Annotated in this window: 24 protein-coding genes; 10 read left to right on the forward strand and 14 right to left on the reverse strand. The window is 73.4% G+C overall.

Annotated elements, in window-relative coordinates; genetic code table 11:
* Positions 1–31: 31 nt before the first annotated feature.
* From ACK2IS_RS14130 to ACK2IS_RS14145, 4 genes are read left to right on the forward strand one after another with little or no spacing between them, the layout of a single operon-like run.
* The gene (locus ACK2IS_RS14130; RefSeq protein WP_409483926.1) at positions 32–1,042 is read left to right on the forward strand and encodes a metal ABC transporter substrate-binding protein; all 1,011 of its coding nucleotides are present in this window, start codon (positions 32–34) and stop codon (positions 1,040–1,042) included.
* On the forward strand, positions 1,039–1,899 hold the full coding sequence (locus ACK2IS_RS14135; protein ID WP_409483927.1) for a metal ABC transporter ATP-binding protein: 861 nt from the start codon (positions 1,039–1,041) through the stop codon (positions 1,897–1,899). The genes ACK2IS_RS14130 and ACK2IS_RS14135 overlap by 4 nt, the downstream gene beginning before the upstream one ends.
* Entirely contained in the window at positions 1,892–2,872 is a 981-nt protein-coding gene (locus ACK2IS_RS14140; protein ID WP_409483928.1) for a metal ABC transporter permease, read from the forward strand. Before ACK2IS_RS14135 ends, ACK2IS_RS14140 begins: the two co-directional genes overlap by 8 nt.
* Positions 2,873–2,932: 60 nt before the next feature.
* Entirely contained in the window at positions 2,933–3,322 is a 390-nt protein-coding gene (locus ACK2IS_RS14145; protein WP_409483929.1) for a transcriptional repressor, read from the forward strand.
* A gap of 175 nt (positions 3,323–3,497) precedes the next feature.
* Here the strand turns inward: ACK2IS_RS14145 and ACK2IS_RS14150 are convergent, their stop codons facing one another.
* On the reverse strand, positions 3,498–4,598 hold the full coding sequence (locus tag ACK2IS_RS14150; protein ID WP_409483930.1) for a GTP-binding protein: 1,101 nt from the start codon (positions 4,596–4,598) through the stop codon (positions 3,498–3,500).
* A gap of 118 nt (positions 4,599–4,716) precedes the next feature.
* On the opposite strand from ACK2IS_RS14150, the gene rpmB reads away from it, so the two are divergent.
* Positions 4,717–4,953, forward strand: coding sequence for a 50S ribosomal protein L28 (gene rpmB / locus ACK2IS_RS14155; RefSeq protein WP_409483931.1), 237 nt, complete (start codon positions 4,717–4,719; stop codon positions 4,951–4,953).
* 99 nt (positions 4,954–5,052) lie between these two features.
* Here the strand turns inward: rpmB and rpmF are convergent, their stop codons facing one another.
* On the reverse strand, positions 5,053–5,232 hold the full coding sequence (rpmF, locus tag ACK2IS_RS14160) for a 50S ribosomal protein L32 (RefSeq protein ID WP_409483932.1): 180 nt from the start codon (positions 5,230–5,232) through the stop codon (positions 5,053–5,055).
* 49 nt (positions 5,233–5,281) lie between these two features.
* On the opposite strand from rpmF, the gene rpmG reads away from it, so the two are divergent.
* From rpmG to ACK2IS_RS14185, 5 genes are all read left to right on the forward strand, one after another.
* A complete protein-coding gene (gene rpmG / locus ACK2IS_RS14165; RefSeq protein ID WP_409483933.1) occupies positions 5,282–5,485 on the forward strand; it encodes a 50S ribosomal protein L33 in 204 nt (67 codons plus the stop codon).
* Positions 5,486–5,791, forward strand: a complete 306-nt coding sequence (gene rpsN / locus ACK2IS_RS14170; RefSeq protein WP_409483934.1) for a 30S ribosomal protein S14 — start codon at positions 5,486–5,488, stop codon at positions 5,789–5,791. It begins immediately after the preceding gene.
* Between the two features lie 5 nt (positions 5,792–5,796).
* Entirely contained in the window at positions 5,797–6,153 is a 357-nt protein-coding gene (locus ACK2IS_RS14175; RefSeq protein WP_409483935.1) for an HU family DNA-binding protein, read from the forward strand.
* Positions 6,150–6,395 carry a type B 50S ribosomal protein L31 gene (locus ACK2IS_RS14180; RefSeq protein WP_409483936.1) on the forward strand — a complete coding sequence of 82 codons (246 nt, stop codon included), beginning with the start codon at positions 6,150–6,152 and terminating at the stop codon, positions 6,393–6,395. Before ACK2IS_RS14175 ends, ACK2IS_RS14180 begins: the two co-directional genes overlap by 4 nt.
* A 163-nt stretch (positions 6,396–6,558) precedes the next feature.
* The gene (locus tag ACK2IS_RS14185) at positions 6,559–6,807 is read left to right on the forward strand and encodes a hypothetical protein (RefSeq protein WP_409483937.1); all 249 of its coding nucleotides are present in this window, start codon (positions 6,559–6,561) and stop codon (positions 6,805–6,807) included.
* A gap of 53 nt (positions 6,808–6,860) precedes the next feature.
* On the opposite strand, the gene ACK2IS_RS14190 is transcribed toward ACK2IS_RS14185, so the two are convergent.
* The 12 genes from ACK2IS_RS14190 to ACK2IS_RS14245 all read right to left on the reverse strand — a co-directional run bounded on the left by ACK2IS_RS14190 (position 6,861) and on the right by ACK2IS_RS14245 (position 24,355).
* The gene (locus ACK2IS_RS14190; protein ID WP_409483938.1) at positions 6,861–7,715 is read right to left on the reverse strand and encodes a hypothetical protein; all 855 of its coding nucleotides are present in this window, start codon (positions 7,713–7,715) and stop codon (positions 6,861–6,863) included.
* Positions 7,712–9,961: a CapA family protein gene (locus ACK2IS_RS14195; protein ID WP_409483939.1), complete on the reverse strand. Its 2,250-nt coding sequence runs from the start codon at positions 9,959–9,961 to the stop codon at positions 7,712–7,714. Before ACK2IS_RS14195 ends, ACK2IS_RS14190 begins: the two co-directional genes overlap by 4 nt.
* A 44-nt stretch (positions 9,962–10,005) precedes the next feature.
* Complete coding sequence (locus tag ACK2IS_RS14200) at positions 10,006–11,022, reverse strand: poly-gamma-glutamate biosynthesis protein PgsC/CapC (RefSeq protein ID WP_409483940.1); 1,017 nt, start codon at positions 11,020–11,022, stop codon at positions 10,006–10,008.
* On the reverse strand, positions 11,015–12,352 hold the full coding sequence (gene pgsB, locus ACK2IS_RS14205) for a poly-gamma-glutamate synthase PgsB (RefSeq protein WP_409483941.1): 1,338 nt from the start codon (positions 12,350–12,352) through the stop codon (positions 11,015–11,017). The genes ACK2IS_RS14200 and pgsB overlap by 8 nt, the downstream gene beginning before the upstream one ends.
* Entirely contained in the window at positions 12,349–13,230 is an 882-nt protein-coding gene (locus ACK2IS_RS14210) for a hypothetical protein (protein ID WP_409483942.1), read from the reverse strand. The genes pgsB and ACK2IS_RS14210 overlap by 4 nt, the downstream gene beginning before the upstream one ends.
* Before the next feature lie 113 nt (positions 13,231–13,343).
* Positions 13,344–15,152 carry a glycosyltransferase family 39 protein gene (locus tag ACK2IS_RS14215; protein WP_409483943.1) on the reverse strand — a complete coding sequence of 603 codons (1,809 nt, stop codon included), beginning with the start codon at positions 15,150–15,152 and terminating at the stop codon, positions 13,344–13,346.
* Positions 15,153–15,479: 327 nt separating this feature from the next.
* Positions 15,480–16,169 (reverse strand): trypsin-like serine protease, encoded by a 690-nt coding sequence (locus ACK2IS_RS14220; RefSeq protein ID WP_409483944.1) that lies wholly within the window; start codon positions 16,167–16,169, stop codon positions 15,480–15,482.
* Between the two features lie 310 nt (positions 16,170–16,479).
* Complete coding sequence (gene narI, locus ACK2IS_RS14225; RefSeq protein ID WP_409483945.1) at positions 16,480–17,232, reverse strand: respiratory nitrate reductase subunit gamma; 753 nt, start codon at positions 17,230–17,232, stop codon at positions 16,480–16,482.
* A complete protein-coding gene (gene narJ / locus ACK2IS_RS14230) occupies positions 17,229–17,960 on the reverse strand; it encodes a nitrate reductase molybdenum cofactor assembly chaperone (RefSeq protein WP_409483946.1) in 732 nt (243 codons plus the stop codon). Before narJ ends, narI begins: the two co-directional genes overlap by 4 nt.
* Positions 17,957–19,759, reverse strand: coding sequence for a nitrate reductase subunit beta (gene narH / locus ACK2IS_RS14235; protein WP_409483947.1), 1,803 nt, complete (start codon positions 19,757–19,759; stop codon positions 17,957–17,959). The genes narJ and narH overlap by 4 nt, the downstream gene beginning before the upstream one ends.
* Positions 19,760–19,796: 37 nt before the next feature.
* The gene (locus ACK2IS_RS14240) at positions 19,797–23,531 is read right to left on the reverse strand and encodes a nitrate reductase subunit alpha (protein ID WP_409483948.1); all 3,735 of its coding nucleotides are present in this window, start codon (positions 23,529–23,531) and stop codon (positions 19,797–19,799) included.
* Positions 23,528–24,355, reverse strand: coding sequence for a helix-turn-helix transcriptional regulator (locus ACK2IS_RS14245; RefSeq protein ID WP_409483949.1), 828 nt, complete (start codon positions 24,353–24,355; stop codon positions 23,528–23,530). The genes ACK2IS_RS14240 and ACK2IS_RS14245 overlap by 4 nt, the downstream gene beginning before the upstream one ends.
* Positions 24,356–24,498 lie beyond the last annotated feature (143 nt).

A 24,498-nucleotide genomic window follows, 5' to 3' on the forward strand; every position in this document is an offset into this window, starting at 1 on the left:
AATGATTGTCATTTTGGGTGACGCTTGGTGCATGAAGCACCGCCTCCTTGCCGTCTGCACCCTGTCCGCCCTCGCGCTCACCGCCTGCGGTGGCGCCGGAGGGTCCGCGACGAGCACCAGCGCCGCCGGAGGGGGTCCGGCCGGCGCAGGTGCGGGTGCAGGCGGCAAGGTCGGGGTGGTCGCGAGCTTCTACCCGCTGGAGTTCGCCGTCCGGCAGATCGGCGGCGACCACGTCGACGTCACCAACCTGACCAGGCCCGGCGAGGAGCCGCACGAGCTCGAGCTCAAGCCGCAGGACGTCGCCGCGGTCAGCAAGGCGCAGGTCGCGGTCTACGAGAAGGGCCTGCAGCCCGCCGTCGACGACGCGGTCAAGCCGCTCGGCGACAAGGCGCTCGACGTCGCCACCGCCGCGAACCTCACGCTCGAGGCCCCGGCCGAGGGCGAGGAGCACCAGGACGCCCAGGCGTCCTCGGCCGGCGCCACCCCCGACGCCCACGCCCACGCCCACGAGCAGGGCGCCCGGCAGGACCCGCACTTCTGGCTCGACCCGCAGCGCTACGCCACGGTCGCCGAGGCCATCGCCGCCCGCCTCGCCACGACCGACCCGGCCCACAAGGCGGACTACGACAAGAACCTCGCGTCGTTCAAGGAGCGCCTCACCGCCCTGGACACGAGCTTCGCCACCCACCTGAAGACCTGCACCACCAAGCAGCTCGTCACCAGCCACGCGGCCTTCGGCTACCTCGCGCAGCGCTACGGCCTCACGCAGGTCCCGATCTCCGGCATCTCCCCCGAGGAGGAGCCCGACCCCGCCAAGCTCGCCAAGGTCGCGGCCTTCGCCAAGGCCAACAAGATCTCCACGATCTATGCCGAGACCCTCGTCTCCAAGGCCACCGCCGAGACCGTCGCCAAGGAGACCGGCGCCACGGTCGCCGTCCTCGACCCGATCGAGGGGATCACGGACACCTCGGCCGGCAAGGACTACCTTGAGGTGATGGCGGCCAACCTCGCCACCCTCCAGAAGGGCCAGTCCTGCCAGTGACCTCCCCCCGCGTCGGCGCGTCCGACGCCCCCCTCATCACGCTGCGGTCGGCGACCTTCGGGTATGCCGACCGCGCGGTCGTCGTCGACGCCGACCTGGTCGTGCGGCCCGGCGAGGCCCTCGCCCTGCTCGGCCCCAACGGCTGCGGCAAGTCCACGCTGGTCAAGGGGCTCCTCGGCCTCAACGACCACCTCGGCGGCGAGGTCGAGCTCTTCGGCGCGCCCCTCGCCCGCTTCCGCCAGCGGCACCGCCTGGGCTACGTGCCGCAGCGGCACACCCTCTCCACCACCGTCTCGGCGACGGTCACCGAGGTGGTCGCCGCCGGCCGCCTGCCCCACCAGGGCCTGCTCGCCAGGCTCGGGCGCCGCGACCGCGAGGTGATCGCCGAGTCCCTCGAGCTCGTGGGGCTGACGGAGTTCGCGCGGCACGACGTCGCCACCCTGTCCGGCGGCCAGCAGCGCCGGGTCCTCATCGCCCGGGCGCTGGCCGGCGAGCCGGACGCCCTGGTCATGGACGAGCCGACCGCGGGCGTGGACACCGCCAACCAGCGGCTGCTCGCCACCGTCCTGCACCGGCTGCGCGACCGCGGCGTCGGGCTGCTCATCGTCACCCACGAGGTCGACGCGCTGGAGGACCTGCTCGACCGGGTGGTCTACCTGCGCGGCGGGCGGATCGCCTTCGACGGGACGCTGCCGCAGTTCGTGGCCAGCGCCGGGGCCGACCCGTGGACCCTCGGGGACCAGCACCACCACGACCCCGCCCCCGACGCCCGGCCGGCGGCGGGCTGGGTCCAGGTGCGACCGGCCGCCGCCAGCCGCCCCGGCACCACCCGCCTCGAGGAGGACCCCCGTGCTTGAGCTGTGGAGCTTCGACTTCATGCGGCGGGCCCTGCTCGCCGCGCTGCTCGTGGGGGCCGCCGCCCCCATGGTCGGGACCTTCCTGGTGCAGCGCCGGCTGTCGCTGGTCGGGGATGGGATGGGCCACGTCGCGCTGGCGGGCGTCTCGGTCGGCCTGATCACCGGGCAGCAGCCGGTCGCCACCGCCCTGGTCGCCGCCGTGGCCTGCGCCGTGATCATCGAGCTGATCCAGCGCTACGGCCGCGCCAGCGGGGACGTGGCGCTCGCGGTGATGTTCTACGGCGGGATCGCGCTCGGCGTGGTCCTGATGCCCGGCGCCGCCGGCAAGGGCGGGGCCGGGCTCACCAGCTATCTCTTCGGGGCGATCACCACGACGAGCGAGGAGGACCTGGTCGTCTTCTCCGTGCTGACCGTCGTCGTCGTCACGCTCACCTGGGTGCTGCGGCCGCGGCTGTTCGCCGTCGCCGCCGACGAGGAGTGGTCCCGCGCCGCCGGGCTGCCCGTCCTCGCGCTCAACCTCGTCCTGGGGATCCTGACCGCGGTCACCGTCGTCGTGGCCATGCGGGTCGTCGGGCTGCTGCTCATCTCGGCCCTGATGATCCTGCCCAACGCCGCCGCCCAGCAGGTCGCCCGCTCGTTCCGCACCACGCGGCTCGTCGCGGTCGCGCTCGGGGTGCTGTGCGCCACCGGCGGCGTCGTCGCGTCATACCAGCTCAACACCCCTTCGGGCGGGACCATCGTCCTGATGGTGCTGGCGGCCTTCGTGCTGCTCGCGGTCGGGTCGGCCGTCGCCCGCCAGGCCCGGGCCCGGGGTCACCGCTGGGCGGAGACCCACGAGCACGAGCACGGTCCCGGCTGCGGGCACGAGGCGGTCCCGCACGGCGATCACACGGACTACCTGCATGATGGGCACCTGCACTCCCCCCACGGGGACCACTACGACGAGCACCACCCGGACCACCAGCACGTATGACGAGGAGGACGGCGCCGAGGCCGCCCGCCTCCGTGACAGCCCCCCGAGGAGCCCACGCCCATGGCCGACACCGAACGACGCTCCACAAAGCAGCGCGCCGCCGTCGAGCAGGTGCTGCGCGAGACCGACGACTTCGTCTCCGCCCAGGCCTTGCACGCGCGGATGCGCGCCGACGGCAGCACGGTCGGGCTGGCCACGGTCTATCGCGCGCTGAACGCCATGGTCGAGGACGAGCGCGTGGACATGCTGCGGGTCGACGACGGCGAGGCACGCTACCGGCTGTGCGCGTCCGACGAGCACCACCACCACCTGGTCTGCCGCGAGTGCGGGCGGACCGTCGAGGTCGGGGGTCCGGCCGTGGAGTCCTGGGCCGACGCGGTCGCTCGCGAGCACGGCTTCCGGGACGTGTCGCACACCCTCGAGGTCTTCGGCACCTGCGACCGCCACTGACCCACCCACGTCACGCGGCGGCCTGATCCGCGCCGCCGCGCCACCCCGCCCTGCCTTCGCGCGCTGCTAGGGGCACGTGGCGCGTCCCACACGGCGTGTCGCCAGGACCAGGGGCACGTGGCGGCGAACCTGCGGCGTGTCGCCCGCACGTGCCACCACTGGCGGGGGCGGGGCGTCAGGCGACCTCGGCGGCGCCCTCCTCGCCGAGCCACTCCTCGAAGCCGTCCTGCCGCCCGAGCCAGCGCTCGCGCGCGGTCACCATCTCGGCGTCGGTCATCACGCTCTCCTCGAAGGCTCGAGTCACCTGGGCGGCGGTCTCGTCGTCGGTGGTCACCACCAGCCGGGTCGCCCGCTCGCACCCCTCCCAGCCGCCGACCGGGCCGATCGAGAGCTGGCCGCCGCTGGCCTCCCACGCGATCGCGGTGCCCGGCCGCCCGGGCAGCCAGAAGGCCCCCCGACCGCGCACCTCTCCCCCGCCGAGCCGCTCGAGCCGCTCCAGCAGCCGCCCCGGGTGGAAGGGCCGCCAGGTGGACAGCTCGATCGTGCGGACCCCGCCCGCCGGCGCGGCCCCGGTGGCCCGGCGCCGCCGCGGGTCCACGAACTCCCGGGCCCGCACCGCCGACCAGCCGCGCTCGACCACGGCGGCCCCGGACAGCGCGGACAAGCCGAAGGTCACGCTGCTGTCCGGGCGGCGCAGGTGGTCGAGCAGCGCGCTGTCGGAGTCGTCGAAGGACTCCTGCGCCACGACGACCGCGTCGGCGAGCTCGAGCTGCTGGACCAGGGTCTCGCCATAGGTCCGCCGGTCGTCCTCGGTCATCGCCAGGCCGAGCTCGACGAGCAGCGGGTCGTCGAAGACGCCGGCGCACAGGTCCGGGCAGCTGAGCACCGTGACGACGCCGCGCAGGTCGATGTGGTCGGCGACGCGGCGGCCGTCGTCCAGGTGAGCCTCGGCCAGGCCCAGCGCCATGGGCAGCGGCTCGGCGGCGGCGGGAAGCGCGACCACGAGCGCGGTCCAGCGTCCGGTCCCGGCCAGGCGCACCAGGGCCGGCAGGATCGCCTCCCGCATCGAGCAGGACAGGCAGGGGTGGGCGACGTCCTGGCCGTCCTGCTCGACCACACCGGTGAGGTCGCTGACGGTCCACCGCACCTGGCCGGCCTCGGGGTCGACGGCGAGCCGCACGAGGGCCGATCCCGGCAGGTCGCACTGCAGCCCCATCGCGGTGACGGCCTGGTCGGTCGCGTCGAGACCGGCGACGACGAGGACGGGGGTGGCCATGAGGTCCTCCTGGGCTCAGGGGCGGCATGCCGGGAGGATCCGCCATACCGCCGCTTGTTAAATATGAGAATCGTTCTCTACTGTAGCGCAGGTTCCAGACCCTTCCCGAGGAGGACCCATGTCCGCGCACTGCCAGCTCACCGGCAAGAAGCCGCGCTTCGGCAACGCCATCAGCCACTCGCACCGACGCACGAGCCGGCGCTTCGACCCCAACATCCAGACCCGGACCTACTACGCGCCGAGCCTGGGGCGCAAGGTCACGCTGCGCCTGTCGACCTCGGGGATCCGCACGATCGACCGCATCGGCATCGATGCGGCCGTCGCCCGCATCCAGGCGCGCGGCGAGCGGATCTGATCGCTCGCCGCGCCGCCCGGACGGCCTCGACCGGACCGCCCTCCGGGGAGGGTTGCCCTGACCGAGGAGCCGCCCCTCGGGGGCACCCCCGGCGGGGGCTCAGCGGGGAAGCGACGCCGGGTCGACCAGGCCGCGCCGGACCGCCCGCACGAGCCGACGGGGCACCCGCAGCACCGCGCCGTCGACCGTCACCGGTACGAGCGGGGTCGCCTCGGCGCGCCAGGTGGCGCGGCGGGAGCGGGTGTTGGAGCGGGACATCTTGCGCTTGGGGACGGCCATGACGGCTCCTCCTCGGGTCGCGGGACGGGACACCCCATCTGTATCAGATATGATTACCATTCTCATATCTACGCAGGAGGCAGCAGTGGCCAAGAGCACCGACATCCGCCCCAAGATCAAGCTCCGGTCGACGGCCGGGACCGGCTACACGTACATCACCCGCAAGAACCGCCGCAGCGACCCCGACCGCCTGGTCATCCGCAAGTACGACCCGGTCGTCCGCCGGCACGTCGAGTTCCAGGAGGAGCGCTGAATGGCCAAGAAGTCCAAGATCGCCCGCGACCAGCAGCGTCGTGTCGTCGTCGCCCGGCACGCCGAGGAGCGGGCCGAGCTCAAGCGCACTGTCGCCAGCCCGAGCAGCACCCCGCAGGAGCGGCAGCAGGCCCAGCTGCGGCTGCAGCGGATGCCCCGTGACGCCAGCCGCACCCGGCTGCGCAACCGGGACGTCGTCGACGGTCGGCCGCGCGCGGTCTACCGCACGTTCGGCCTGTCCCGGGTCCGGCTGCGCGAGATGGCGCACGCGGGCCAGCTTCCCGGCGTCACCAAGTCCAGCTGGTGAGCGGCATGCGTCAACCCCACGACGCGAGCGGCCCGCACGAGCCGGACGCGGGCGGGGTCGGCGACCTCCCCGCCCGCACGCTCGGCACCCGTGGTGTCGTCGACGAGATCAACCGCCGCACCCACGTGCCGCCGGTGCAGGTCGGCCAGGTCCTCGGCGCCCTCGCCGACGTCCTGCGCGAGTGCGCCGCCGACGGGACGCGGGTCCATCTCACCGGCGTCCTGTCCATGGAGCGGGTGCACCGGGCCGCCCGCACCGTCCGCAACCCCCGCACCGGCGAGCCCCTCGAGGTGCCCGCCCAGCACGGGGTCCGCCTCACGCCCGGCAGCACGCTCAAGTCCGCCGCCAGAGGAGCACGATGAAGCCCCACATCCACCCCGACTACCACCCCGTCGTCTTCCGCGACCGGTCCGCCGACTTCGCGTTCTTGACCCGGTCGACGGCCACGAGCTCGGAGACCGTCGAGTGGGAGGACGGCAACACCTATCCCGTGATCACGGTGGACGTCTCGTCCGCGTCGCACCCCTTCTACACCGGCAGGCAGCGGGTCATGGACTCCGCGGGCCGGGTCGAGCGGTTCAACCGGCGCTACGGGCGGTCCTGATCCCTGCAGGTGCCGCCGACGGCTGACCGGTGGTCGCCGGCGGCACCTGCAGCCCGTATGGCGCAAGACGGTGACCCACACCTTCCGCCACACCCGCTCCCTGCCCTAGCCTTGTCACTGACCGCATTCATAAGGTCACTCTTTCGAGACCAGGGGGAGCCCCATGACTCACGTCGACATCACCGACCACGAGCACTGCGCCGGCGACGGCTGCCAGACCGTGGAGCACGACGGCCACGTCGACCACGTCCACGGCGACGAGTGCCACCGCGAGGCGGTGCTGCACGACGGGCACGACCACGTCCACACCGAGGGCGACGGCTGCCAGACCGTCGAGCACGACGGCCACCTCGACCACGTCCACGACGGTCACCGGCACTTCCAGCACGGGGACCACGTGCACGAGCACTGACCTCCGGAGCCGCCCACCGGGCCGACCCCCGTGGGCAGGCCCCGCCGGCGCCCTCAGGGCACGGGCACCTCGCGCAGGACGTGGACGATGGCGTCGACCAGGAGACCTCGCAGGGCCGGGTCGTCGCGCACCCGGTCGTCCGCCTCGACGTGGACGAACTGCGCACCCACCCTGGCCGCGTGCCGTCCCTCGACGTTGGTCCGGGCCGCGAGCTGCTCCCCACGCCCGTCCTCGGCGACCAGGACCGGGAACCCGGCCCGTCCGATCCCGTCCGCCAGACCGCGAAGGACCGGCCCGGGCCGGGTGGCCCCGCCGGCGACGACCACGGCCGGATAGTGCGGATGGCGCGCCCGGCTGAACCCGTGCAGCTGCAGCACCACCCACCCCGGCGCCACGACCGCTCGGTCGACCGCTGCGAAGACGGCGTCGCCGGCGTGGGCCACGTCGGCGTCGTCACCGGCGTCCCGCAGGCTTCCTGCCATGAGCAGGGCCCGGGCTCGGGTGCGCTCGAAGACCGCCGTCCCCATCTCGTCGGTGAACCGGTCCGACCGTGGGTGCGGGATCTCCACGGCGAGGGCGGCGGCGGTCCCCGGGGGCCGGGCGACGTACAGACCCTCACCGGTGGTGGGCATCCCCTGGGGGACGAGGGCCCACGCCCGCTCGCCGGTGCTCGTGGCCACCCTCGCGAGGACGTACCGCGGCTGGGGGCGGACGTCCTGCCCCGCCACGAGAGCCCGCACCGCCGTGGCCATCTCGTCGGCCCGCCGGTCGAAGGTCGGACCGGTCGTCGCCGGGGCCCGGTCCTGGACGACCCGGACCACCGTGGGCAGGAGCGGGTCGGGGGCCGGGGCGTGGCAGGCCCCGAGCAGCGCGCACCCGACCGCGCCGACCCACCGTCGCACGCTCATGCCCCGCCGGTCGTGGCGGACAGCTCCTCGGGAACCGTCCCGGACCAGTGCGGGTCCAGGGGGCTCTCGGCAGAGCTGTCGCTGTCCCGGGACAGCGTGATGCCGCCGCCGGTGGGGCTGAGGACGACGTCGGGGCGACGCCCCTGGGCGGACCAGCGGATCAGCATCACGTCGTCCACGGCCAGCCGGGCGCCGGCCACCCCGTCGCGGGGCGCGCGCAGCCGCAGGAGCGGCTGGACCGTCGTCATACCGGCGGGAACCGTCACGGTCACCCGCACGCCACGGCAGTCGTTCGCCTCCCGGGAGACCTCCGGCACCGCGGCCACGGTCCGCTGCCCGGTGGTCGCCGGCCCTCCGGCGAACCACCGCAGCTCGGCCGAGGCGCCGGCCGAGGCGTGGCGCAGCGACAACACGAGCGAGAGCCGCTCCCCCGGGGTGACCGGGAGACGATGGGCGGTGCGCACGACGACGTCGGCCCCGCTGGCCGGTCCGCGGACGAGCTCCAGACCACGCTGGGCGACCACGTCCTGACCCGCCCCCACGCAGGCGGCGGCGTTGGTGCGCCGGCTGCTCGCCGACAGCGACCACGACGCGGTCCCGGTGCCGCCGGGGTCCTCGAAACCACCGGTCCCCAGGAGCAGGTCGCTGCCCGCCCTGGCCGAGGGCGGCATCGCCACCGGGGACCAGCCCGGCTGGATCCGGGTGAGCGATCGGGCCCCCACGTGCCGGGTCTCGATCGACGGCAGGGACGGTGCGGCCGCCGCGATGGTCGCCGCCGAGGAGTCGGACACGGCCCCCGTGGCGCGGGGACCCACCACGAACCTGGCCACCGCCGCGGCCACCGCCGCAGGGGCCTGCTGCGGCAGGCCGTGGACCGACATGATCGGGTCCGCGCAGACCAGGACCGGCCGGCCGGCCACCAGGTCCACCCGCTGCACCGCGCCGGTCAGGGAGCTCCACGAGGTCCGGTCGGCGAGCAGGGTCCCCAGCCCGGGGAGCACGGCCGTGCCCGCCTGCAGGGCGCTGGGGCCCACCGCCGCCCCGTGCTGGCCCACCACGACCACGGCCCCGGCCTGGCGCGCGACCGTCCCCAGCTGAAGGGCGCCGGCGGTGGGATCGGGACGTCCGTCGGTGCCGGTGATCATCACCACCACGTCCTCCTGGGCGGCCCGGGCGCGGGAAACGGTGCGGCGCAGCCGGTCGGCGGAGCAGCGGGCCGCGCCCCCGCGCCCGCCCTGGGCCACCCTCGGCGACGGGCGAGGGCCGGGGTCGATCAGGCAGGCCACGTAGGCGATCCGTCGTCCCCCGGCCGGCACCTGCAGCGGCCGCCAGGCCTCGTCCTCGGTCCGCCCGGCCCCGACGTGCCTGACCCCGGCGGCGTCGAGAGCAGCCATGGTGTCGCGCAGACCAGGCGCCCCGGCGTCGTTGACGTGCGCGGACGCCAGGTCGACGACCGACACCCCCGACCGCTTCAACGCCCGGGCCGTCGCCACCTGGTCGGCCGGAGCCGGACCGGCCGGCGGCGGTGTCGGCACGGGCACGGGTCTCGGGGTGCCCCCGGAGGGTCTCGGGGTGCCCCCGGGCGCGGGCGGCGTGCCTGGACGGCCCTGGCGGGCGGGGTGCGGAGTCGGGCCCGGCCTCGGTCCCGCGGCCTGCCGCAAGGCCGAGGCCGGGCCCGAGGAGACCCTGGCGGGCGCACGGCCACCGGCGGGGCTGCCAGGAGCCGACGGCCGCGCCCGCAGGCCGAGCGGGTCCCGCAGCACGACCGCGGCGAGGGTGCCGTCCGCCAGCAGCGGACGCACCCCGGACAGCGGGTCCCGGGCACCCGGGCCCGGGCGCCCGGCGTCCCCGGGGGTGGTCCCGCGCGACGCGCCGCCGAGGGACACCTCTCCGGCGAACCGCAGGCTCACGCTCTGCGCCGGCGGCAGGACCACCCGGGCGGACCCACCTGGATGCACCCCGAGCACGCGGGTGGCCCGGCCGGGTGCGCTCACCGCGACGTAGCGACCCGACCGGACGCTCAGCGGGACGACGCCGTCGGCCCCCGAGGTGGTCCGCCGGTCCCGGTCCTGCACCGTGGCCTGCGGCAGCGGGTGCCCGTTCTCGTCCACCACCTCGATCGGGGCGTTGGGCGGCCGCGGCGGGACCGGCACCGGCGTCCCCGCCGTGATCACGGCCAGGGCGAGCGTCGTGACGACGGCTCCCGCGGCGGGGGCGTGCCACCGTCGCGGGGCGTGGGACCTCACCTCCGCCGGGTCGGCAGGACCGGGACGACGGGTCGGGCTGGACCTCACGGGAGACCTCCGATGGTCATGGTGGCGGCGGCGACCAGGCAGGCCCCGGCATACACCCCGGTCGCGGTGAGCGTGGTGCCCCAGACGGTCCGCTCCCAGCCTTGCCGCTGGGCGTCGTTGGCGATCAGCGAGGGCACCACGACGGTCGCGGCGGTCAGGCCGCGCCAGGGGATGAAGTCGCCCTGCGACAGGGCGGTCATCACGATCTCCACGCTCCAGGCCACGACCGATCCGACGAGGAGCATGGCGGCGAGCTTGCGTCGCCCGAACAGCAGCAGCCGAGGCATCAGGACGTGCACGACCAGCGCCCAGGTCACCAGGGCGACCACCGCGGTGAAGGCCAGGTCGGACCAGCGCGGGCCCACGAGCGCGAGGTAGGCCCCCGTGACGAAGCCGCCCGAGCGCAGGCCGAGCCGGGAGAACACGACCATGCCGACGAGGACCGACAGGGCCACGGCATACAGCAGGATCTCGCGCGGATAGCCGGTCACCGAGGCCAGGTGCATGGGCTGGTCGAGCGCCGCCCCCGGCGCGATGGCCAGCAGGACCGAGGCCAGCCAGGCGACGACGCCGAGGAAGGCCGTGGTGGCCAGCACCACCAGGACCGTGCGACCCGGGCGCTGGCGCGCCATGTCGTGCGCGATGATCCCGGGGACGAGGAAGCCGATCCCCGTGATCCCGGCCAGGCTCGGGTCCAGGTGTCCCAGGGCCCGAGCCGCCAGGGCGGTGACCATGACCAGGCCCAGGCCGACGAGGACCTCGATCTCGAACTTCCTGCGGCCGTAGAGGATCCGGCGGCGCCCGATCACCCGGTTGACGAGGACGAAGGTGAGATGGCCGATGCCGAGGGTGACGGCGACGGCCACCGGGCGACCCAGGGCGAGCGCGAGGTATGCCGGGACGATGGCTCCCCCCGTCGTCAGCTGGATGCGCTCGTAGACGAGCATCGACAGGACGACCCCCACCAGCACGGTGATGCGGACGACCTCCGGGGTGAAGGTGTACTCAGGCACGAGCAGGCTCCCCCGGCCCGGGCACCCAGGAGCGGTGCGTCGTCGCCGCCAGCACGCGTTGGCGGCCGAGCGGGGCCCGGGCCGGGAGCGTGGACTCGGCGAGCTCGTCGTCCGAGCCGTCGCCCAGCAGGTGCGCGAAGTGCTCGATCAGCAGCTCGGCCTGGTCGGTGTGGATGTTGATCATGCCCACGAGCACCCCCTCCGGGCCGGGGACCAGCCCCGCGATCGTGCTCAGGATCTCCTCGAGGCCGGGCTGCACCGTCTCCCCCAGGTGGTGGATCCGGTCCCGGGCGTACCCGCGCTCGACCATCGTGGCCGTGACGGTCTCCTCGTAGGCCCCGAAGGTGATCACGTGGTCGAGGTAGCCCGCCAGGTCGTCCGGGACCATGTGGGCGAAGAGCTCGGCGCGCCGGCCCCGGTCGTGACGGTTGTTCAGCACCCCGATGACCGGGGCCCCCTCGGGGAACACCGGCTTGAGGTTGGCGAAGGTGAGGATCACCGACTCCCGGTCGTTGGCGGCGAACATCGGCACCCACAGGATCCGCTTGCCCAGGACGTCGTAGGTGCGCAGCCGGACCACGCCCACGTCCGGGACCGACTTCCACATGCCCCGGACGGCGACCTCGCGGGGGATCCCCAGCAGCCGGGCGATCTCCAGCCCGGTGGCCACGTTGTCCCGGAACTGGAGGTAGTCGAAACCTCGCATGTCCTCGTCGGTGACCTGGGCCGGGTCGGCGTGCACCAGCGTCGATCCGCGCGCCGCCGCGTTGCGGGCGAGTCGCTCGCGCAGGTGCGGGCGGTCCTCGGCCGTCACCAGGATCCCGTTGTGGGGGATGGTCCGCGACAGCGAGTCCGCGATCTCCTCCAGCGTCTCGCCCATCTCCTCCTGGTGGTCCAGGCGCACGTTGGTGATGATCGTGATGTCCGAGCGCACCATGAACTCCTGGGCGTACTCCTGGTAGAGGGGTCGCACGGCCATGCACTCGATGACCAGGGCCTCCACGTCGGGCTGCACGTGCTCGGCGACGACGTCGATCTGCTCGTTGATGGTCGCCGCGCCTCGTCGGGCGATGGGGGTCTCGTGGCCGTTCGGCGAGATGACCCGGGCGGCCGACCCCGTGGTCTTGGCGACCGTGACGTAGCCCCCCTCGCGCAGGACGCCGGCCACCAGGCGGGTCACGGTGGACTTGCCCCGGATCCCGTTGACGTGCAGCCGCACGTCCAGCTGGTCCAGCCGACGACGGTGGGCCTGGGTGGCCTGCCGCCAGTAGCCCATGGTCACCAGGCACAGCAGGAGCAGGAAGCCCACCCCCACCAGCGGCCTGATCACGAGGTCGCCCGGACCGGGCCGGCAGCGGTCGCGCCGACGCGGGGCGGAGCGGTTCCCAGGGCGCCGTGCAGCGCGTCCAGGAGCGCGGCACCGTCGGGGTGCTCCTCCGCGAGGAGCACCCCGCGGACCACGAGGTCACCGACCTGACCGACCGGGATCACGCCGCGGTCCGCGTGGTCGCGCAGCACCAGGCCCCGCACCGACGCGGGCAGGCTCGCCTCGAGAGCCATCAGGCCCAGGGCGTCGGTCTCGGGCAGGAGGGCGGCCACCGTGGTCTCGTCCAGCGCGAAGGGGGCGTCCGAGCGGCGCAGGCGGTGCTCCAGGTGCCGGGACAGGCAGCGCAGCGCCGCCCGGGCCTGGTCCGGGGAGCTGTCCGGCCGAGGTTCCAGCCGTATGGCGACGGCCGCGAGCGGGCGGCGGTGGCGGCGCGCGCGGGTGATCTCCTCGTCGGCACGCAGGGCGGCGACGTCGCTGTCGACGAGCCCGAGGGAGGACAGCGCGGGCCGGACGTCGGCCGGACGTCCCCGCCGCAGCGTGGCCTGCAGCCGACGGGCCGATCCGCCCAGCAGCCCGGCCACCCAGCCGACGAGCACCAGCGAGAGCACCAGCGTCAGCAGGGTCGGGAAGGCGGTGGGCCGCCAGCCGCCCGTCTCGCGGATGGCCACCGCGCTCGCCGTCGCACCGAGGACCCCCACCCCCAGGCCGAGGAAGCCGTCCCCGAGGACGCCGGCGCAGGCCGTGACCGGGACCAGGGCGAGGACGACCAGCCGGGCTCCCCCGCCACCGGTCAGAGCGGCCCCGCCCGCCGTGGCGGCCGACAGGCTCAGCAGCACCGATCCGGTGTGCAGCTCAGTCCATCGGGTGCGCAGCGCCCTCATGGCCATCCCCCTTCCGCGCGAGTCGCCGGCTGGCCAGCCCATAGATCAGGCAGGTCGCAGCCATCGCTGCGGCAGCGTGCGTCAGCAGCTCGCCGACATCAGGTCTCACGTGTTCACCGTCCTTGGCAGGTGTGCAGGTCGTGCAGGAGCAGCCCGTCGAGGACGCGGGCCGGGCAGGTGGCTCGCACCCAGGCGTCGATCCGCGCGGACGGGAGCCGGGACCGACGGCGGGGCGCCGTGGTGCGTGGTCGGGCCAGGTAGTACCGCACCCGGCCGGCCCGGACCAGGGCGCGGAAGTCCTGCAGGGTCGGTGCCGGGTCCGTGCCGAGATAGCCCCCGACCGCCATGACGGGGACCCGGGCCGCGATCTGGAGGCGGGCGGCCTCCTGCGCGCCGGGGACGGCGGCGGCCCAGTCGTCCCCGGCTCCCGCGAGGAGCGCCACGACGTGGGGGGTCTCGTCGGCGGGGGGCCGGGGAGCGGGTCGGGGAGCGGCCGGGGACCCGGTGCGGGGCGGGTCCGCGGGTCGGGCGCTGGGGCTCGGTCCCTGGTGGGAGCGGGTCAGGCCGGCCAGGGAGTAGGCCAGCGGTGTCGCGAGCAGGGCGACCAGGCCCAGCACGAGCGTGGGCCGCCACAGGACCGGGCGGGAGCCGGCGGCGGCGAGGCCGAGCAGCGCTCCTGCTCCCGCGGCCAGCACCAGCCATCCCAGCCACGACGCCCACCCTCTCTCGTGGTGCCAGAGCAGGCGGACCGCCCAGGCCGAGGTGAGCACCAGGGCCGCGGCGTGGACGCGGCCGGCGAGCTCGTGCCGGGCCCGCCCGACCTCGTGCGCGGCGAGGGGCACGACCAGGGCTACCGGAGGCACCATCGCCAGCGAGTAGTAGGCGTGCGTCGGGCCCCGCATGAACGACAGGGTCACCCAGCCGGTGGCCAGCCAGACGGCCGACATCACGGCCAGTCCGCGCACCAGGTCCGGACGCGGGCGCGAGCGGCGCAGGTGCAGGATCGCGACGACCGCGACCACGGCTGCCGGCAGCAGCCAGGAGATCTCGATGCCGAACTCGCCGTGGAACAGCCGCCAGGGCCCCGGTCGCGACCCGAAGGCCCGACGAGCGCCTCCGGCCATCCGCGTCATGCCGTTGTAGCCCCACGCGAGCTGGAGCAGGGAGTCGTCGGAAGACCCGCCGACATACGGCCGTCGGTGGCGCGGCCACAGCTCCACCAGCACGGGGAACCACCCGGCGCTGACCAGCAGGACCCCGAGCGCGGAAGCCAGCTGGGTCAGCCGGCGCCGCAGGGTCGCCGGGGCGCACAGCAGGTAGAGCACGACCAGGGCGGGCAGGTGGAGGAAGGCGCCGAGCATCTTGGCCAGGAAGCCCGCGCCGGTCGCGGCGCCCGCGGCCAGGAGCCAGGGGGTCGAGGCGGTGCGGGCCGCCCGCACCGTGCACCAGGTGCCGACCGTCATGGCCAGCACCGTGAGCGCGTCCGGGTTGTTGTGGCGGAACATCATCGCGGACACCGGGGTCGCGGCCATGATCGTCCCGGCCAGGAGGGCGGCTGCGGGACCGGCCACCCGCCGTGCCGTCGCGTGCACGGCCAGCGCGGCGGCGACCCCCATGAGCGCCTGCGGCGCCAGCACGCTCCAGGACGAGAAGCCCAGCAGGCGGGCGGACAGCGCGGGGAGCAGCACCCCCAGCGGGGGCTTGTCCACGCTGACGACGTTCCCGGGGTCCAGGGACCCGAAGGCCAGCGCCGTGAGGTCCCGGGTGCCGGCCCAGCTCGCCGCCGCGTAGTACTCGTTGCCGAACCCGTTGACAGGCAGGTCGTACAGGTAGCACGTCGCCACCGTGACCGCCAGCAGCCAGGTTCCTCGCGCGCGGGACCAGGAGCGGGCAGCCCGGTGCCCGTCGGTGGTGCCACTCATCGCACGAGACTCCCGACTTCCGACCTGGGTCCTGCTGGGCGAGGACCGGCGACGAGGTGTCCGGTGGTGGTCCGACCTCGCACCACGCAGACGCCGCAGGCACCACGGCGGTTGGCGCCTGGCGCGAACTTCCTGGGACACCGGCACATCTCGCGACAGACGGCGCGACGCGACCCCCGTCGGCCACCGGCGCGACGCGACCCCCGTCGGCCACCGGCGCGACGTGACCCCCGCAGCACCGCGCGGAGCAGGTGCTGCGGGGGTCACGCGACCCCCTCGGGGAAGGGCGGGGATCCGGACGTCGCCCGGTCCGAGGGGTGCGAGCGACTACTTCTTCAGGCCCGCGGTCTTGGTGATCCAGGCGTGGATGTGAGCGATGTCCTCGGCGTTGAAGCCCCGCGGGTTGGCGACCTGCACGAAGCCGACGACCTTGCCGTCACGCATGACGGGCGACCCGTTGTCGACGGGCCCCTCCAGCGTGAAGGCGGCGGGCTTGCCGTAGTAGCTCGCCCATCCGTTGTGGTTCTTGGCGGTCACCGAGCTCGTGCCGACGCTGAGGGTGTGGTTGATGCCCTCGGGGCCGTTGAAGGCCACGACGTCGAGCTTCTCGCCCTTCGCGGGGTGGGCGTCGGACAGCGCCACCGGCTTGACCCGCTTCACGGGCTTGTCCAGGTGCAGGAGCATCGCCCCGGACTTGGTGGGGTCGTTGCCCTTCCAGCCCTTGACGGGGAAGGGGATCTTGCGCTCGGTGATGTTGACCGACTCGCGGGTGATGTCGCCGGTCACCGTGGTGGCGCCCTGACAGGGCATGGACCCCTCGTCGGTGAGGACCCATCGGGGGGCGACGAGGACACCGCTGCAGACGTGGTTGCCGGCGCCGTCGAGGAGCGCGACGACACCCGGGTTGGCGGGCAGACGGCCGCCGCCCTGGGCCGCGGAGGCGGGCGCGGCGCCGGCGATGCCGCCGGCGAGGACCGCCGCGGCGGCGAGGGTGGCGGAGAGCGTGGTGGGACGCATGGGGACATTCCTTCCTGAGGAAGATGTGGACGATTATCATTCGCAACCTTGACCGGCGGATTGTCCACCCCCCGCCCCCGCACCCCTTCCCTTCCCAGGATCGTGTGCGTTGCCCGCCGTAATCCGGCGGGCAACGCACACGATCCTGGGAGGCCTGGGAAGCCTGGGAAGCCTGGGAAGCCTGGGAAGCCTGGGAAGCTTGGGAAGCCTGGGAAGCCTGGGCAGGCCGAAGCCCCCGCGTGAGGGGGGGGTCGCGGGGGCTCCGGGTCGGTGGGGCGACCCGCTCGCAGCGGTCGCCGGGGACAGTCTGTCAGACGCGCTCCCACCCGCGCTGCGGCGCGCGGGTCCCGACGCCACGCCCCGGTCGGGCGGTGCGGGAGCGGTAGACGACATACGGCCGGTTGAGGTAGCCGACGGGCGCGGAGAACACGTGCACGAGCCGGGTGAACGGCCACAGCGCGAACAGGCAGCAGGCGGCCAGCGTGTGCAGCTGGAAGCCGAGCGGGGCCGCCGCCATCAGGTCCGCGTCCGGGTGGAAGGTGAGGAACTGGCGGTACCAGATCGACACGCCCTCGCGGTAGTTGTAGTGCTCCGGCAGCTGGCCGGGGTTGCCGAGGCCGGGGGCGTGCCACCCGAGGGTGTTGGCCAGGCCGAGCAGGATCGCAAGGACCAGGAAGACGTACATCACCTTGTCCATCGGGGTCGTCGCGCTGAAGACCGGGCCGGTGGTGCGGCGGCGGTAGATCAGGATGGCGACGCCCACCAGCGTCAGCAGGCCCGCGAGCAGGCCGACCGAGACGGCCATGACGTGGTAGATCTCCTGGGAGATGCCCACGGCCTCGGTCCAGCCCTGGGGGACCAACAGGCCCATCACGTGGCCGAGCACCACGAAGAGGATGCCGAAGTGGAACATCGGCGAGCCCCAGCGCAGGAGCCGGTCCTCGTAGAGCTGGCTCGACCGCGTGGTCCAGCCGAACTTGTCGTACCTGTAGCGCCACCAGTGCCCCACGACGAAGACCGTCAGGCAGATGTAGGGGAAGACCACCCACAGCAGCATGTTCATGAACGTCCTCCGTGCAGGCTCGCGGCGAGGTCCTCGACGCTCGGGTCGAGGGCGGGATGAGGGTTGAGGCGGGGGTCGATCTCGTACGGCGCGAGGCCCACCTCCTCGGCGGGCGGTCCGGCCGCGACGAGACGGGCGACGGCGGTGGACTCGTCGCCGTCCAGGGGCGGCAGCGTGGCGCACACCGCGACCAGCACGTCGGCCCAGGGGGACTCGCGGTCGAGCAGCGCGAGGCGCAGGACCTCCAGCCCGGCCCGGTGGTCGAGGACCAGCCCTAGGGCGACCTCCAGGTCGACGGTGCCGCCGAGCTCCAGCACGACCGCCAGGTGGTCGGGCAGCTCCTCGTCGCCGATCTCGACGCCGGCCCGGCGGTAGGCCTGCGTGAACTGCACCAGCGCCATCCCGCGCTTGCGGGTGTCGCCGTGCGCGAAGTACGTCAGGTAGGGCGCGCAGCGGCGGGTGTGGTCGAAGGTGTCGACATACCTGGTCTGCAGCTCGTCCAGGCGACCTGCGTCGGATGCCGCGGAGACGGCCGCCGCCACCCGCCCGAGCGGCTCGGCGACCACGGCGGGCAGCTGCGCCAGCGTCGCCCGCAGCAGGGGCAGGTGGGCCACGAGCTGCTCGTCGGGATAGCCGAGCAGCAGCGAGGCGCACTGCCAGGTGGCCCGCATCGCGTCCTCGGGCACCGGCAGCTGGGCCTGCTTGCGGCGCCGCAGGGCGAGCCTCACGAGATCTGCTCCGGGGGGATGGCGCCGGAGTCGCGCGACGCGGAGGGGTCGGCGCCCATGGGCATGCCGTCGCCCTCACGCAGCGCGTCCTCGGTGACGCCGGCCCCGAGGGTGCCCTCGGTGGCGGCTCCCAGGTCGGCGGTGCCCGCCCCAGGTCCGGTCGGCCCGCCCGGGAACAGGCCCTCGGGCATCCCCTTGCCGTCCCAGCTGAGCAGGTTGACCCGGCCGGCCTTGGAGCCGCCGCCGACGAGGGTGTCGGCGGTCTGGCGGGCCTGGAGCATCTGGAAGTTCTCGACCGCGATGGGGGTGAGCGCGCCGGAGCCCTCGCCGAAGGCGCCCTGCGCCCCGGTCTGGTAGCTGCTGACCGAGCAGTCGGTGGCGAGCTCCTCCAGGCCGTGGGCCTGCTCGGCGTGGGCCGTGGGAATGACGTAGCGCTCGTCGTACTTGGCCAGCGCGAGCAGCCGGAACATCTCGTACATGTCCTCCTCGGACATGCCGACCGACGCGGGGATCTCCTCGCGGGGGTCGCGCCCGAGGTTGATGTCGCGCATGTAGGACCGCATGGCGGCGAGCGTGCGCAGCACCCGGTCCACGGGGGCGACGTCGCCGGCGGTGAACAGGTTGGCGAGGTACTCCACCGGGATGCGCAGGGTCTCGATGGCGTTGAACAGGTTGTCCTTGTCCTCGCCGTCGTGGCCGGACCCGGCGATGGCGTCGACGACCGGGGACAGCGGCGGGATGTACCACACCATCGGCATGGTGCGGTACTCCGGGTGCAGCGGCAGCGCCACCTGGTAGTCGTTGATCAGGCGGTAGACCGGCGACCGCTGGGCGGCGGTGATCCAGTCGGACGGGATCCCCGCCCGTTCGGCCTCGGCGACCACCGCGGGGTCGCGCGGGTCGAGCAGCACCGACCGCTGCGCGTCGTACAGGTCGCGGTCGTCCGGGGTGGCGGCCGCCTCGAGCACCCGGTCGGCGTCGTACAGCACCAGGCCGATGTAGCGCAGCCGGCCCACGCAGGTCTCCGCGCACACCGTCGGGATGCCGACCTCGATGCGCGGGAAGCAGAAGGTGCACTTCTCGGCCTTGCCGGTCTTGTGGTTGAAGTAGACCTTCTTGTACGGACAGCCGGAGATGCACATGCGCCACCCGCGGCAGGCCTCCTGGTCCACCAGGACGATGCCGTCCTCCTCGCGCTTGTAGATCGCGCCGGAGGGGCACGACGCCGCGCACGAGGGGTTGAGGCAGTGCTCGCAGATGCGCGGCAGGTAGAACATGAAGGTCGACTCGAGCTCGGTCCTGACCTTGTCCTGGATGCCCTTGAGCATCACGTCCTGGTGCATTGTCTCGATCGAGCCGCCGAGGTCGTCGTCCCAGTTGGCCGACCACGAGATGTTCATCGGCTTGCCGCTGATCAGCGAGTGCGGCCGGGCCACCGGGAAGTGCTGCTGCGCCGGGGCGTTGAGCAGCGTCTCGTAGTCATAGGTCCAGGGCTCGTAGTAGTCCTGGATCGAGGGCATCTTGGGGTTGACGAAGATGGTGAGCAGCTTCTTCAGCCGGCCGCCCGCGCGCAGCCGGATCCGGCCGCCTGCGCCGAGCACCCAGCCGCCCTGCCACTCCTCCTGGTCCTCGTAGCGGCGCGGGTAGCCCAGGCCGGGCCGCGTCTCGACGTTGTTGAACCACACGTACTCCGTGCCGGAGCGGTTGGTCCAGGCCTGCTTGCAGGTGACCGAGCAGGTGTGGCAGCCGATGCACTTGTCGAGGTTCATGACCATCGCCATCTGGGCCATCACGCGCATGGGACGTCTCCTTCGTATGCCGAACCGGTGGCGGCCATCAGTACGTGACCTGCTGCGAGCGCCTGCGGATGATCGTGACCTCGTCGCGGTTGTTGCCGGTCGGGCCGATGTAGTTGAAGAAGTAGGACAGCTGCGCGTACCCGCCGATGAGGTGGCTGGGCTTGACCATGATCCGGGTCATCGAGTTGTGGATGCCGCCGCGCCGGCCGTTGTGCTCGGTGAGCGGCACGTCGATGAGGCGGTCCTGGGCGTGGGGCATGTAGATCGTGCCCTCGGGCATCCGGTGGGTGACGATGACGCGGGAGGCGACGACGCCGTTGCGGTTGACCGCCTCCACCCAGTCGTTGTCGCGGACCCCGATCTTGGCGGCGTCCTTGTCGGACATCCAGATGGACTGCCCGCCGCGGCCGAGGGACAGCATGAACAGGTTGTCCTGGTACTCCGAGTGGATCGACCACTTGTTGTGGGGGGTCAGGTAGCGCACCGACACCGAGACCCCGCGCTCGTCCTCGGTCACCTCGCCGAGCGGGCGCTCGCCGAAGAGCTGGGTCATGTTGAGCGGCGGCCGGAAGGTCGGCAGCGTCTCGCCCATCTTCTGGATCCAGTCGTGGTCGAGGTAGAAGTGCTGCCGCCCGGTGAGGGTGTGGAAGGGCTTGAGCCGCTCGATGTTGATGGTGAAGGGGCTGTAGCGGCGACCTCCGGCCTCCGACCCGGACCACTCCGGGGAGGTGATGACCGGGACCGGCGCGGCGACGGTGTCGGCATACGTGATCTGCTTGCCCTCGTGCTCGGCGGCGAGGTCGTGCAGCTGGTGGCCGGTGCGCTTCTCCAGGGTCCTGAAGCCCTGGGTGGCGACGTGGCCGTTGGTGGTGCCGGACAGCGCCATGATCATCTCGGCCGCCTGGACCGCGGTGTCCAGGCGCGGGCGCCCGGCTGCGGGCCCGGAGCGGACCAGGCCGTTCTTGCGGCCCAGCCAGTCCACCTGCCGGGTGACGTCGTAGGTGATGCCCTTGCAGGTGGTGCCGAGCGTGTCGAGCAGGGGCCCGACCGCGGTCATCCTGGCGTGGACCGCGGTGTAGTCCCGCTCGACGACGGCGAGCACCGGCATGGTCTTGCCCGGCACCGGTTCGCACTCGCCCTTCGCCCAGTCGAGCACCCGGCCGTGGACGCTGGCCATCGCCTCCGGGGTGTCGTGCCACAGCGGCTTGGCGACCAGGTCCTTGCGGGTGCCCAGGTGGGTCTTGGCCAGCTCGCTGAACACCTCGGCGATGGTGACGAAGGCGTCCCAGTCGGTGCGCGACTGCCACGGCGGCGCGATGGCCGGGTTGAACGAGTGGATGAAGGGGTGCATGTCCGTGGTGTTGATGTCGTTCTTCTCGTACCACGTCGCCGCAGGGAGCACCACGTCGGACAGCAGGGTGCTGCTGGTCATCCGGAAGTCGATGGTCATCAGCAGGTCGAGCTTGCCCTCGTGCGCCCGCTCGGGCCACTCGATCGTCGCCGGGCGCTTGTCCGCCGGCGCTTCCTCGGCGTTGACGCCGTGGTCGGTGCCGAGCAGGTGCTTGAGGAAGTACTCGTCGCCCTTGGCCGAGGAGCCGAAGAGGTTGGCCCGCCACAGGGTGAGGACGCGCGGCCAGTTCTCCTCGGCCTCGGGGTCCTCGGCGGCGAACCGCAGCTCACCCTTCGTGAGCTGGTCCACGACGTAGGCCGGGACCTCCATCCCGGCGGCCGCCGCCTCGTCGGGCAGGGCCACCGAGGAGCGGTTGAAGGTGGGGTATGACGGCGCCCAGCCCAGTCGCGCGGCCTGCGCCACCAGGTCGGCCACCGCCGTGCCCGGGAAGGCCCCGCGGCCCGCACCGATGTCGTCGGCGGAGTAGGTGTCGTAGCGGTACTGGCTGGTGTGCAGGTACCAGTAGGTCGTCTGGTTCATGTGGCGCGGCGGACGCACCCAGTCCAGCGCGAAGGCCGTGTGCTGGAAGCCCATCAGCGGGCGGGCCTTCTCCTGCCCGACGTAGTGCGCCCAGCCGCCGCCGTTGCGGCCCTGGCAGCCGGTGATCGTCGTCAGGACGAGCATCGCGCGATAGATCAGGTCGGAGTGGTACCAGTGGTTGGTGCCGGCGCCCATGAGGATCATCGAGCGGCCCTGGGTGTCCACGGCGTTCTGCGCGAACTCCCGCGCGATCCGGGCGCACTGCTCGGCCGGCACCCCGGTGATGTCCTCCTGCCAGGCCGGGGTGTATGCCGCGAGCACGTCGTCGTAGCCGCTCGGCCACTGCCCCGGAAGGCCCGGGCGGGCCACGCCGTACTGCGCCAGCATCAGGTCGAAGACCGTGGTCACGTAGCCGTCGCCCAGCGGCCGCACCGGCACGCCGCGGTGCTGGAGGGTGGCCTGGCCGTCCAGCGCGTCGAAGCGCGGCAGCGCGACCTCGGCCACCTGGGCGCCCTCGACCATCATCGACAGCGCGGGGCGCACGTCGCCGAGGTCGAGGTTCCACCGCCCGACGCCCTCCTCGCCGAAGCGGTGCCCGATCGAGCCGCGGGGCACGACGACCTCGCCGGTGACCTCGTCGACGAGCATGGGCTTCCACATGGCGTTCTCGGAGGTCGACTCCGGGCCGCCCGCGACGTCACCCGCGACCGCGAACTTGCCCGGTACGAACCGCAGCTCGCCGTCCTCGCCGCGCTCCTCCTGGAGCCAGACGAGATAGGGCAGGTCGGTGTAGGTCGTGGTGTAGTCCCGGAAGAAGTCCACCTGCCGGTCGACGAAGAACTCCTTGAGCACCACGTGCCCCATGGCCATGGCCAGCGCCGCGTCGGTGCCCGGCATGGCGCGCATCCACTCGTCGGCGAACTTGACGTTCTCGGCGTAGTCCGGGGCGACCACGACGACCTTCTGGCCGCGGTAGCGCGCCTCGGTCATCCAGTGGGCGTCCGGCGTGCGGGTCAGCGGGACGTTGGAGCCCCACATCATCAGGTAGGCCGCGTCCCACCAGTCGCCCGACTCGGGCACGTCGGTCTGGTCGCCGAACATCTGCGGCGAGGCCGGCGGCAGGTCGGCGTACCAGTCGTAGAAGGACAGCATGGTGCCGCCGATGAGCTCGGTGAACCGCGCCCCGGAGGCGTAGGACACCATCGACATGGCCGGGATCGGCGAGAAGCCCGCGATCCGGTCGGGGCCCCAGCGCTTGATGGTGTAGACCTGCGCGGCCGCGACGATCTCGGTGGCCTCGGCCCAGGAGGCCCGCACCAGTCCGCCCTTGCCGCGCGCCGACTGGTAGCGGCGCCGACGCTGCGGGTCCTGCACGATCGAGGCCCAGGCGAGCACCGGGTCGCCGTACTGCTGCTTGGCCGCGCGGTACATCTCCAGGAGCACGCCGCGCAGGTAGGGATAGCGCACCCGCGTGGGCGAGTAGGTGTACCAGGAGAAGGCCGCACCGCGGGGGCAGCCGCGGGGCTCGTACTCCGGGCGGTCGCCGCCGGTCGAGGGGTAGTCGGTCTGCTGGGCCTCCCAGGTGATGATCCCGTCCTTGACGTAGACCTTCCACGAGCAGGAGCCGGTGCAGTTGACGCCGTGCGTGGAGCGCACGACCTTGTCGTGGCTCCACCGGTCACGGTAGAACGCGTCGGCCTCGCGGCCACCCACCTCGTGGATGGTCCGGCCGTCCGGGCTGATCGCCGACCTGGTGAAGAACCGGCGCGTGCCGACGAGCGCCTCGGCGAGCGGACCGTCGATGCCCGAGGGGCTCTTGCCCCGGGTGGTGGACGTGCTCATGCAGATCTCCTGGTGGACTCGTCGGTGCGGGTGGTGACGGTATGCCGCAGCGGGGTGCGGGTGGTCAGCGTGGCCGTGGTGACGGCGATGTCGGCGTGGGGCCGCAGCGTGATGTCGACCCGGGTCTCGCCGAGCCGCTCCAGGACCCCGCCGAGCAGTCCTCGGCGAAAGGCGTAGAGCACCGGGGCGTGCCGGGCCGCGATGGCCAGGAAGGGCGCCCGGGTCAGCTCCAGCTCCACCTGACGGCCGTCGCCGGTCAGCACCAGGTCGTGGCGGAAGCCCCACCCCGCCATCACGTCGACGACGAGCTCGGCGGTGCTGAGCCACTGCCCCGGGGTGCCGGCGGGGGCCCAGGCGGGCGCGGCCACCTGGGCGCGCTCCAGCGCCCAGGCGCGGGCGGCCTCCTCCATCCGGGCCGAGCCCTCCGGCTCGGGCAGCCCCCAGTGGGAGGTGACCAGGCCGGACAGCTCACGGTGGGTGGGGTCCAGGCGCACCTCGGCGGGGACCAGGCGATAGAGGGTGCGGGGGCGGCCGACCCGGCCGCCGCGCTCGGCGCTGGCCTCGACGACGTGCGCGTCGACGAGGACCCGCAGGTGGGTGCGGGCCGTGGTGACGTGGACGCCCAGGTGCTCGGCGACCTCCTGGGCGGTGACGCCCCGGGCCCGGCCGTCGGTGAGCCGTGGGGCCTGGGCCAGCAGGTCGATGACCCGGCGACGTGGCGAGGGTGCGAGCAGGCCGGGCCGGGAGCCGGCGTCCGGCGCCCAGGCGTCGCGGGCCCAGGCGTCGCGGGCCCAGGTGTCGGGCAGCGGCGTGGCGGTGGTCATCCGGCCTCCTCCCAGGGCTCGCACGAGCGACGGCGATGAATCCTCTTAATCGAACAGGCGGTCGCAGTCTAACCCCCGTCCAGGCCGCCGTGCAGGACCGCCCCGCTGTCCTCCAAATCCCATACGTATGACAAACTTGCTGG

The organism is Arsenicicoccus dermatophilus (assembly GCF_046267915.1).
In the GTDB taxonomy this organism is placed as follows: Bacteria; Actinomycetota; Actinomycetes; order Actinomycetales; family Dermatophilaceae; genus Arsenicicoccus; species Arsenicicoccus dermatophilus_A.